Raw genomic sequence first — 10,603 nt, 5'->3', positions numbered from 1 at the left:
GACGAATATATCGGCGGTCACCGGCCGTTCCGACAAGAACAAGATGGCGCTGATCCATATGACCATCCTGATCCGCAATACGGATCATTTGTATTCGGTTGTGGAAAAGGTGAAGCGGGTAAAGGATGTCTACACGGTTCACCGGATCATGCAGTAATGTTTAGGAGTTGTGGCATTAATGAAAGTGGTTGTGCAGCGCTGCAAGCGGGCGCAGGTTACGGTTGACGGAAAGACTGTGGGGGAGATCGGCGAAGGCCTGATGCTTCTGGTTGGCGTCACGCATGAAGATACCGAGAAAGACGCCGATTTCCTGGCAAGCAAGATCGCCGGGCTGCGTATCTTTGAGGATGAAGCGGGAAAAATGAATCACAGCGTCAGTGAAACGGGCGGATCGATTCTGTCCGTATCGCAGTTTACATTGTATGGGGACTGCCGCAAAGGGCGGCGGCCGAACTTTATGGCAGCGGCGGCTCCTGCGGAAGCCGAGCGGCTCTATGACTATTTTAACCAAGAGCTGACCGCGCTCGGGTTGAACGTCGAGACCGGAGTTTTTGGCGCGATGATGGAGGTGTCCCTGGTCAATTGGGGGCCGGTTACACTCATTCTGGACAGCAGGGGATAGGTCGCTCTACGCTGTGATTGGCAGTCTGTGGCGGCTCGTAATTCCCGTTAAACGGATGGCAGAGGAACTTTTAAAAAAGTCCCTGGGCCATCCGTTTTTTGTTGGATAGGAGGGCTATCGCCGGGGCAAACTCCAGAAGAAGGAATGCGGACTAGAGGTCAAGGAGTGTTATGAATGAGACAGTCGCCGAAAGCCTGGGCTTGGAGAACTTTGGCGGCTCTTCCGGTCGGAAGCTTTATGGAAGCTTCCGCAAACGCGAAGGAGTCCGAGCGGCTCAGCGAGCATGTGCTGAAGGGAAGAAGCCGTGATTTGCTGCCGCGCTCGTGACTGAAGAAAGTGGAGCCGGAGGCTTTTTCGGGCAAACCGGGTTAGAAGGACTTCAGTTCCGGGTAATAATACACAAGGGCCAAGAACGACAGAAGCCAGAAATATTTCAGGGAGGGGATAATCTTGACCAGACGAATTCAGGCTTATTTCAGAACCGAGGACGAAGCGGAAGGAGTGAAGACGGCACTGCTGTCCTTTGATGCGGACGGGCTTGATGTGTGGGCCTTAACCGACCCGCTCGGGCAGGACCGGCGGCTGCTGTTTCCGCTGATGCCGACAAATAATTTGGCGGGGACCGGCTCTACCTTTGCCTCCTTCGGTACGGCTCCCGCGCCAGTGCCGGTGGCCTCGGGTGACGTTAACGAAGGCAGAGCGCCGCTGAGTGGGGAGGCTTTCCTTGGCTCGGACGATCTCCGTGCGGACCGGATGTACGCAGACGGGGATCTGGACAGCTTGCGCTATGTTATGGAAATTAAAGTGACGGACGAGGATTTCAATGCGGTGGTGCATACGCTTCGCAGCAGAAATGCTTTTGTCGAAATTTTTGATTAAAAATTTAGGCCCGGGGTTCAGGATAAACGTTCTTGTTATGAAAAGCCTTCGCCGCCTCTTGCAAGGGCCGGAGGCTTTTGTGACACAAGAAATGTAAAGCGCTTTCTTTTCTGTAATATAGAAGTAACATTACGTTCATGTCTGCTTAATATAGTCTGTTTATAATAAACCCATGACCCCCTTTTTTATAATATATATCGTTGGACCTGCGGCAATCGGCCACAGGTCATTTTTTTGTCGCGTGATGGAAGTGGGACGCAGCGGCTGATGCCAATAAAAATTGCTGAATAAAGTCGATTCCTTTCCTTGACTTTAACGCAGTGGTTCAGTAGAATCTAACCATATACGGCTTAATATCATGTTTTGATGACGGGACCCAGTAATTCGGCTACCACAACCCCAGAGAGGAATCCCATGTTGATATTTACTTGCCTTCTGAAGAAACAGGCGTAAATATTCAACCTGGCTGCAAGGATTCTGTTGATGAGCGAATGAATGACCTCCCCGAGAACGCACGGTGAACGGCGGCGCATGCCGCATCAGTAGCCGCTCTTGCGCGTAGGCGGGCGTTAACCGCTTGGAGCGGACCGAAACCTTGGGTTTCCGGCCGGAATGTGGGTGGTACCACGGGTGATAATCGTTAGCGATAATCCCTCGTCCCTGTTGATGAACAGGGCGGGGGATTTTTTGATGCAAATTTCAAAGCGTGCAAGGGCATTTTCAGGAGGGATAAGCAGTGGCTAAAGAGAGATTCGAGAAGCCGACCGGCACGCAGGATGTGCTGCCCGGCGCGGTGGAAAGATGGCAGTTCGTTGAAGAGAAAGCGAGAGATTTGTGCCGGCGCTTCAACTATCGTGAAATCCGGACCCCGATGTTCGAGCATACGGAATTGTTCGAAAGAGGCGTCGGGGAAACGACCGATATCGTGGAAGGCGAGATGTATACCTTCAAGGACAAGGGGGACCGGGATCTGGCGCTGCGCCCGGAAGGGACGGCCGGTGTCGTTCGCGCTTACGTGCAGAACAAGCTCTACGGAGAGCCGGATGTCAGCAAGCTCTATTACATCGGCCCGATGTTCCGCTACGAGCGTCCGCAGGCGGGCAGATACCGCCAGTTCCACCAGTTCGGCGTGGAAGCCTTCGGCGCAGTCGATCCGGCGATCGACGCGGAGGTGATTTCGCTCGGTTACCAGTTTTGTAAGGACCTGGGTCTTGGCGGCGTGCGGGTCGAAATTAATTCCGTCGGCAATATTCCCAGCCGGGCCGCCTACCGTGAGAAGCTGCTCGGCTTCCTGCGCCCAATGAAGGACAGCCTGTGCAGCGACTGCCAGCGGCGCATGGAGCGCAATCCGCTGCGCGTGCTGGACTGCAAGGTCGATCAGGAGAAATTCGTAGATGCCCCGTCCATATTGGACAGCCTTGATGAAGAGTGTACGGTTCACTTCGCCAAGGTGAAGGCGCATCTCGATGCTATGGGCGTCGAGTATGCAGTCAACACGCGGCTTGTACGCGGCCTTGATTATTACACGCATACGGCGTTTGAGTACAAGGCGGCCGGCATCGGCTCCATCGACACGGTCGGCGGCGGCGGGCGCTATAACGGCCTGGTTGCCGAAATTGGCGGACCGGACCAGCCGGGCATCGGCCTTGGTATCGGCCTTGAGCGCATTCAGCTCATTCTGGAGAACCAGAAGGTGGAACTGGAAGCGTCCAGACCGCTGGATGTATATCTCGTAGCGCTCGGCGAGGAGGCGGAGGCCGAGGTGACCAAGCAGCTGTTCATTCTGCGCGGCCTGGGCTTCTCCGCGGAACGCGATTACCTGGGACGTAAAATGAAGGCCCAGATGAAATCGGCCGACCGCATGGCGGCTCGTTACACCGCGATTCTAGGGGAAGAGGAGCTGCAGCGCGGGGAGATCGCCGTGAAATCAATGGCGACCGGAGAGCAGCGCACGGTTAAGCTGGAAGAGTTGGGCCAGGCTCTGGTCTAGAACGGCAGTATTTACATCAGGCTGTAATCACAAATCGAGATTTTTAAATGGAAAGGGTATGATCAAGAATGCAAAGAAGCCATCATTGCGGCCAGTTGACGACAGAACAAATCGGAGAGAAGGTTACTCTGAACGGCTGGGTGCAGACCCGCCGCGACCTTGGAGGCGTATTGTTCATCGACCTTCGCGACCGCAGCGGAATTGTGCAGGTCGTCTTCAATCCTGATTATTCCGGCGAAGCGCTGCAAATTGCCGACAAGACCCGAAGCGAGTATGTTATCGCTGTTACCGGTCAAGTAGTCAAACGCGATCCGGAAACCGTAAACCCGAACCTTCCTACCGGCGAAATTGAAGTGCGCGTTACCGAAATCGAGGTACTGAACGCTGCCAAGACCCCTCCGTTCTTCATTGAAGACGGTGTGGAAGTAGACGAGTCGCTGCGTCTGAAATACCGCTATCTTGATCTGCGCCGTCCGGAAATGCAGAAGACGTTGCTGCTCCGCTCGAAAGCGAGCAAGATTTTCCGCGATTTCCTTGACGGAGAAGGCTTCATCGACGTGGAAACACCGATTCTGACCAAGAGCTCGCCGGAAGGCGCTCGCGACTATCTCGTGCCGAGCCGTGTGCATGAAGGCGAATTCTTTGCCCTGCCGCAGTCGCCGCAGATTTACAAGCAGCTGCTGATGGTTGGCGGCGTGGAGCGCTATTATCAAATCGCCCGCTGTTTCCGCGACGAGGACCTGCGCGCCGACCGGCAGCCGGAATTCACGCAGGTGGACATCGAGACCTCTTTCCTGGGGCAGGACGACCTGCTGGCCATGATGGAGCGCCTGATGCAGCGCCTGTTCAAAGAGACGGTAGGCGTAGATCTCGCTCTTCCGTTCCAGCGTCTGACTTATGCCGAGGCCATGGGCAAATACGGCTCCGACAAGCCGGACCTGCGCTTCGGTCTGGAACTGATCGAAATGAATGATATCGTCGCCAGCAGCGGCGTGAAGGTGTTCGCCTCCGTCATCGAAAAGGGCGGAGAAGTGAAATGCCTGAACGCCAAGGGCTGCGGCACCTGGACGCGTAAAGAGATCGACGATCTGGGACCTTATGCGGCCCGTTACGGCGCGAAGGGACTGGCCTGGATTCAAGTGAAGGAAAGCGAATTCCGCGGCCCAATCGTGAAATTCTTCAGCGAGGAAGAGATTGCCGCCGTTAAGGAACGCACCGGAGCCGAGGAAGGCGACCTGCTGCTCTTCTCCGCAGACAACAAGAAGATTGTCGCCGACGTCCTCGGCGCGCTCCGTCTCAGAATCGGCCGTCAGCTCGGGCTGATCGACGACAGTGTGTACAAGTTCGCCTGGGTGACCGACTTCCCGCTGCTTGGCTATGACGAGGAGCAGAAGCGCTATGTGGCGGAGCATCATCCGTTCACCCGTCCGCGCGAAGAGGATGTAGCCCTGTTCGATACCGATCCCGGCGCGATCCGCGCGCAGGCTTATGATATCGTGCTGAACGGCTACGAAGTCGGCGGCGGCTCGATGCGGATCTACAAGCGCGATGTACAGGAGAAGATGTTCGACGCGCTCGGACTGTCCAAAGAAGAAGTGCAGGATAAATTCGGCTATCTGCTCGACGCGTTCGAGTATGGCACGCCTCCTCACGGCGGCATCGCCTTCGGCCTTGACCGGCTCGTTATGCTGCTGGCAGGGCGCACCAATCTGCGCGAAACGATCGCCTTCCCGAAAACGGCCAGCGCAACCGACCTGCTGATGGATTCTCCGTCCCCGGTTAAAGACGCACAGCTGGACGAGCTGCATATCAGAGTGGCTATTAAGGAAAAAGCTAAGAAATAGGAGGCTGGCATCATGCTGCATCAGTTCTCGCGTACCGAACTTGCTATCGGACCCGAGGGTCTGGAAGTTATGAACAACAGCACGGTAGCGGTGCTCGGCATCGGCGGCGTCGGCTCCATCGCGGTGGAGGCTCTGGCCCGCACGGGCGTCGGACGCATTATCCTGATCGATAAGGACGCGGTTGATATCACCAATATCAATCGCCAGATTCATGCGCTCACTACGACGGTTGGCCAGAAAAAGGCGGATTTGATGGTGGAACGGGTCAAGCTGATCAATCCGGAATGCGAAGCGATTGCGCTCAACATGTTCTATACCGAAGAAACGTACGAGGAATTGTTCAAATACAACCCGGATTATATCCTTGACGCATCAGATACGATTCATTACAAAATCCATCTGATCAAGGAATGTCTTGCCCGTAAAATCCCGATGATTTCGAGCATGGGCGCGGCGAACAAGATGGACCCGACCAAATTCCAGGTCGCGGACATCTCCAAGACGACGATGGACCCGATCGCCCGTGTCATCCGCCAGAGATTGCGCAAGGATGGCATCAAAAAAGGCGTTAAGGTCGTATTCTCGACCGAGGAACCGATGAAGCCGCGGCAGGATGTGACGGATAAAATCGTCCCCGAGAACGCGCCCGAGATCCGGAAGGCGAAGCAGCCGCCGGCGAGCAACGCGTTCGTGCCGCCGGTGGCAGGACTGATTATGGTCAGTGTCGCCGTCCGTGAGCTGCTGGAAGCCGGAGGGGTCAAGATTTAAGAAGCTGAATAAGCTGCCCAAGCGAGGGCGGGCGCCGAATATCGGCGGCCCGCTCTTTTTTTGCCGGAAGATAAGACAGATATAGCGTTCGTTTCCCAACTGTGCTACAATGAAACTCCTTTTTGTGCGAGCATGGCGGCGGAGCTGTGGGTTCCTTCAGCCGGTTTTGCCTTACATGGACAAGGGGAATTTCCCCGATATTACTTTTAGGAGGTAACTGAAATTGGAGGACAACTTTCAAAGTGCCTATCAAGAGGAACAAGAGAGGCTCAACACGGCGCTCGCCGAGATTGACCGGCAGCTGGAAACGCTGAGGAACACACCGGTGTACACCGGAAATGATTACACAGAGCAGATTCTGGAGGATTCGAGGGAGCAAAGACGCGGAAATCTGGCCAAGCTGCGGCAGGAGCCCTATTTCGGGCGGCTGGACTTTGCAGAAAGCGGCGATGGGGTGCGCAGGGAACTCTATATCGGCAAGATCGGCGTAGACCGCGAGCAGGTCAGCGACCGTCCGCTCGTTATTGATTGGCGGGCGCCGGTAGCAAGCCTGTTCTATTCGTTCACAGGGGGAACGGAGGCAACCTCCTACGAATCGCCGGAGGGGCTTATCGAAGGGCTGGTCTATCTCAAGCGCAACGTCGTGATCCGCAAGCGGATTCTGGAACGGGTGGCGGACACTTACGACCGCGAGGGCGACGGTCCGGCGGTATCGGATGAATTTCTGGTCTACCGGCTGGGCGAGAATAAGGATAACCGGCTGAGGGACATCGTATCGACCATCCAGGAAGAGCAGGACCGCATTATCCGGGCGGCAAAAAACACGGCGCTCATCATCCAGGGCGTGGCCGGCAGCGGCAAGACGACAGTGGCGCTGCATCGGCTCGCTTTTTTGCTGTACCAATACAAAGAGCAGGTGTCGGCGGAGCGGATGATTATTTTTGCCCCGAACCGGATGTTTCTGGACTATATTTCCGATGTATTGCCCGAGCTCGGGGTCGGCAATATTCAGCAGAGCACCTTTGCGGATTGGGCGGCTGGCATACTCGGCCTGGAGCTGCCGCAACAAAGCGTCATGGAGACGCTGAACCGCTGGTTCGAGGCGCCGGGCGGCATGCCGGAGATCACGGATGAGACTTCGGAGCGCTTCAAGGGCGGGACGAAGCTGATAGGTATTATTGAAGACGCGGTGCGGCGGCTGGAATCGGGTTCGGTTCCCGGCGGCGACTTCACTCCGTGGGAGGGAGCCGTCTTGCCCCGCAGAACGATTCTCCGGTGGCATAATGAAGAATACGCTCCCTATCCGCCTGCCAAGCGCAAGGAACGGGTGATGGCCCGAATTCACCGCTGGATCGAAATGGAATTGAAGAAAAGCCCTTCCGCCGCCGCGCTGAAAGACCGGAAGAAAAAAGGGGCGCAGCGCGAGAAGGCTTATGGCGCGAAATGGCCCAAATACGACCCGCTGGCAATCTACAAGCAGATTTTTCGCGCCGTGAAGACGCCTGCGGACTGGCCGGCTGAAGCGCCCGAAGCCCTTCCCGCCGCTGTGCTGAAGGAGACGCGAAGCCAGTTAAAGAAGGGCGTAGTGCTGGAGGAGGATTTGCCTCCGCTGCTCTATATTCATTATTTGCTGAACGGGGATGAGGGCGTGCAGAAATTCGACCACATCGTCATCGACGAGGCGCAGGATTTCTCGCCGTTCCAGATTGCGGTGCTCGATCTGTACGTGCGGGGCCACTCTTTTACCATTCTCGGCGATTTGTCCCAGGGCATTCATGCCTATAAAGGGGTGCATGACTGGAAAGAGATGCAATCCCTGTTCGCGCCGGAGCATACGTCCTACCACGCGCTTACGAGAAGCTACCGCTCCACCATGGAAATTATTGATTTCGCCAACGGGATACTGTCGGCCGGAGTACACAGCGAACTGCTTGCCGTTCCGGTGTTCCGCAGCGGCAGCCCTGTCCGGCTGATTCCATACGGTGAACAACGGGAGAGCGACCTCCGGGCCGCGCTTGCCAATTTGTCTGGCAGAGACTATCGGACGGTAGCGGTCCTGACCCGGACACTCGCGGACGCCGCGCATCTGTATGAGAATCTCTCGGAGCATTTCGACGACATCCATCTCATCGACGGAGGGATGACGGAATACCAGGGCGGGCTCTCGGTGCTGCCGCTTTATTTGTCCAAGGGACTGGAGTTCGACGCTGTAATCGTAGCCGATGCCGACCTGGATTCCTACGGGGAAACGGCATGGGATGCGAAGCTGCTGTATGTAGGCTGCACCCGGGCGCTGCATGAGCTATGGCTTATGCATAACGGCAGACTGCCGGACTATCTGCGCCAAGCGTCGGAGACCGCCGAGACGGCGTCCGGATGGCCGGACGTTTCAGGCGAACCCGATAGCAAGTAAAATGGAAGAATGAATCGCAAGGCGGCCTGGAACTATGTTTCCGGGCTGCCTCATCATGCGAACGGACAGGCTAGCAGAGTGACTTTTGTTTACTGTGGGACCCGCGAGAATTTTTACAAGGAACTGAAAACTTACTTGTTTGGATAAAAGAGAGTCGCCCTTCCAATTAGGAAGGCGACTTTCTTCCATATACTCACTCCACCGCACATGTATACAGTTCTCGGCCTTGGCCGCAAGGAAGCGATACGCTTTGACGCAGCTATGATCTCTGCCGCATGAAATGGTATGATAGAGGAATACAGCTTACAGCAAGGAGTGTAGACATGGATTTGTTCACTTTCGGGGAGGAGACCGGTGACGGCCGCCTGCTGGCGGACCGCATGCGGCCGGAGACGCTCGATGAATATATAGGCCAGGAGCATATTGTGGGCAAAGGGAAGCTGTTGCGCCGAGCGATTGAGGCCGACCAGGTGTCGTCCATTCTGCTGTACGGTCCTCCGGGCTGCGGCAAAACGACGCTCGCACATATTATCTCCCGTCAGACGAAGGGAGAGTTCGTACGGCTGAACGCGGTGGAAGCTTCGGTCAAGGACGTACGGGAAGTCATTGAACGGGCGCAAAACGCGAAAGCCCTGTACGGCGCCAAGACGATCCTGTTTCTGGACGAGGTGCACCGGTTCAACAGCTCGCGCCAGGATGCGCTTCTTCCAGCGGTGGAGAAGGGAACCATCATCTTCATTGGCGCGACTACCGAGAACCCGTTCCATTATGTGAACGGGGCCCTCATGAGCCGCTCCACGCTGTTCCAACTGGAGCCGCTGAACAGAATGCACAGCCTCACCGCGATGAGGCGGGCGCTGGCGGAACAGGAGAAGGGGCTCGGCTTTATGGATCTCCGTGCGGACGAGGCTGCGTTGGAGCACATCGCGGCGATGGCGAATGGCGATATCCGGCGGGCGCTGAATGCGCTGGAGCTTGCCGCGCTGACGACGCCGCCGGACAGCGGGGGCGCCGTGCATATTACGCTGGAGGTGGCCGAGGACTCGATCCGCCGTCCAACCGTCAAAGCGGACGAGTCGACGCAGTACGACGTCCTCTCCGCCTTTCACAAGAGCATCCGAGGCTCCAGCGACGCCGCCCTGTTCTGGTTCCTCTATGCCGTGGAGAAGCTCGGGATGGACCCGATCGTCTTCATCCGCCGCCTGATTGCCGCTGCGAGCGAGGATATCGGGCTGGCGAACCCGCAGGCGATGGTACAGGCGGTCAGCGCGCTGGAGGCATACCGCAACAACGGCTGGCCGGAGGCGAAGCTCAACATCGCCCAGGCGATTCTGTTCGCGGTTGAGAGCCCGAAGTCCAATGCCGTGTACATGGCGATTTCCCGGGCGATGTCGGCGATCGACGAGCTGAAATCGGCCGAAGTGCCGATGCATTTGCGGGATACGCATTACAAGGGCTCTACCGCTTTGGGGCATGGCGGTTACAAATATCCGCATGATTTCCCCGGCCATTATGTGAAGCAGGAGTACTTGCCGGGGGCGATTTCACGGCGGGTCTTTTACCAGGCGACCGAGCAGGGCAATGAAGTGAAGATCCGCCATAACCAGGTGCTCCGGCGGGAACAGTGAGAGGCGAATTTGGTTGGTGCAGCAAAAAAGAGCCTTTGCCCGGCGCGCCGTCCGGCACGCTCTTGCAAAGGCTCCCGTTGCTGAAGGCTTCCCGCCTGAGAAGCGCACGGCCTCCCCGCTTAAGCCCAAGGGGGGTTAGTGCGGCAGCGGCACAACCTTCTCGGCGTATTCAATCGTTCCGCCGCCAAGGCAGACCTCGCCGTCATAGAAGACGACGGCCTGTCCGGGCGTAATCGCCTTCTGCGGGGAATCGAAGGCGACATGCAGCGTGCCGTCTTCGCGATTCGTCAGCGTAACGCCTTGATCCGGCTGGCGGTACCGGAACTTGGCCGTGCAGCGTAGCGGCTCATTGCCCGGGCCGCGCCCGTTAATCCAGTTCACGCCGGAAGCGACAAGCCCTGTCGAATACAAGCTATGATGCTTGTCTCCCTGCACGACATACAGAATGTTGCGGGAGAG

At 56.9% G+C, this 10,603-nt stretch carries 10 protein-coding genes; 9 read left to right on the top strand and 1 reads right to left on the bottom strand.

Features of this window, described 5'->3' with window-relative positions; genetic code table 11:
- From L692_RS31195 to L692_RS0113285, 9 genes are all read left to right on the top strand, one after another.
- Positions 1-157, top strand: a 157-nt coding sequence (locus tag L692_RS31195; RefSeq protein WP_156940441.1) for an ACT domain-containing protein, incomplete at its 5' end; no start/stop codon positions are given.
- Positions 158-178: 21 nt separating this feature from the next.
- Entirely contained in the window at positions 179-622 is a 444-nt protein-coding gene (dtd, locus tag L692_RS0113320) for a D-aminoacyl-tRNA deacylase (RefSeq protein WP_025700567.1), read from the top strand.
- A gap of 174 nt (positions 623-796) precedes the next feature.
- The gene (locus L692_RS31825) at positions 797-949 is read left to right on the top strand and encodes a hypothetical protein (protein ID WP_156940439.1); all 153 of its coding nucleotides are present in this window, start codon (positions 797-799) and stop codon (positions 947-949) included.
- Positions 950-1,072: 123 nt separating this feature from the next.
- Positions 1,073-1,501: a hypothetical protein gene (locus L692_RS0113310; RefSeq protein WP_025700565.1), complete on the top strand. Its 429-nt coding sequence runs from the start codon at positions 1,073-1,075 to the stop codon at positions 1,499-1,501.
- Between the two features lie 736 nt (positions 1,502-2,237).
- On the top strand, positions 2,238-3,491 hold the full coding sequence (gene hisS, locus L692_RS0113305) for a histidine--tRNA ligase (protein WP_025700563.1): 1,254 nt from the start codon (positions 2,238-2,240) through the stop codon (positions 3,489-3,491).
- Between the two features lie 68 nt (positions 3,492-3,559).
- A complete protein-coding gene (gene aspS / locus L692_RS0113300) occupies positions 3,560-5,335 on the top strand; it encodes an aspartate--tRNA ligase (RefSeq protein WP_025700562.1) in 1,776 nt (591 codons plus the stop codon).
- Positions 5,336-5,347: 12 nt separating this feature from the next.
- Entirely contained in the window at positions 5,348-6,103 is a 756-nt protein-coding gene (locus tag L692_RS0113295; protein ID WP_025700560.1) for a tRNA threonylcarbamoyladenosine dehydratase, read from the top strand.
- A 223-nt stretch (positions 6,104-6,326) separates the two neighbouring features.
- The gene (locus L692_RS0113290) at positions 6,327-8,516 is read left to right on the top strand and encodes a HelD family protein (RefSeq protein WP_025700559.1); all 2,190 of its coding nucleotides are present in this window, start codon (positions 6,327-6,329) and stop codon (positions 8,514-8,516) included.
- A 323-nt stretch (positions 8,517-8,839) separates the two neighbouring features.
- Positions 8,840-10,144 carry a replication-associated recombination protein A gene (locus L692_RS0113285; RefSeq protein ID WP_025700557.1) on the top strand — a complete coding sequence of 435 codons (1,305 nt, stop codon included), beginning with the start codon at positions 8,840-8,842 and terminating at the stop codon, positions 10,142-10,144.
- Between the two features lie 135 nt (positions 10,145-10,279).
- Here the strand turns inward: L692_RS0113285 and L692_RS28735 are convergent.
- Positions 10,280-10,603: aminomethyltransferase beta-barrel domain-containing protein (locus L692_RS28735; protein ID WP_036723576.1), on the bottom strand; the 324-nt coding region annotated here is incomplete at its 5' end.

Origin of the sequence: Paenibacillus forsythiae T98, from assembly GCF_000520735.1 — a bacterium.
Classification (GTDB): Bacteria; Bacillota; Bacilli; order Paenibacillales; family Paenibacillaceae; genus Paenibacillus_AQ; species Paenibacillus_AQ forsythiae.
This window is presented reverse-complemented; position numbering and strand designations above follow the sequence as displayed.

Coding starts and splice junctions, on each gene's coding strand:
- dtd (WP_025700567.1), top strand. CDS start 179: ATGAAAGTGGTTGTGCAGCGCTGCAAGCGGGCGCAGGTTACGGTTGAC.
- L692_RS31825 (WP_156940439.1), top strand. CDS start 797: ATGAGACAGTCGCCGAAAGCCTGGGCTTGGAGAACTTTGGCGGCTCTT.
- aspS (WP_025700562.1), top strand. CDS start 3,560: ATGCAAAGAAGCCATCATTGCGGCCAGTTGACGACAGAACAAATCGGA.
- L692_RS0113295 (WP_025700560.1), top strand. CDS start 5,348: ATGCTGCATCAGTTCTCGCGTACCGAACTTGCTATCGGACCCGAGGGT.
- L692_RS0113285 (WP_025700557.1), top strand. CDS start 8,840: ATGGATTTGTTCACTTTCGGGGAGGAGACCGGTGACGGCCGCCTGCTG.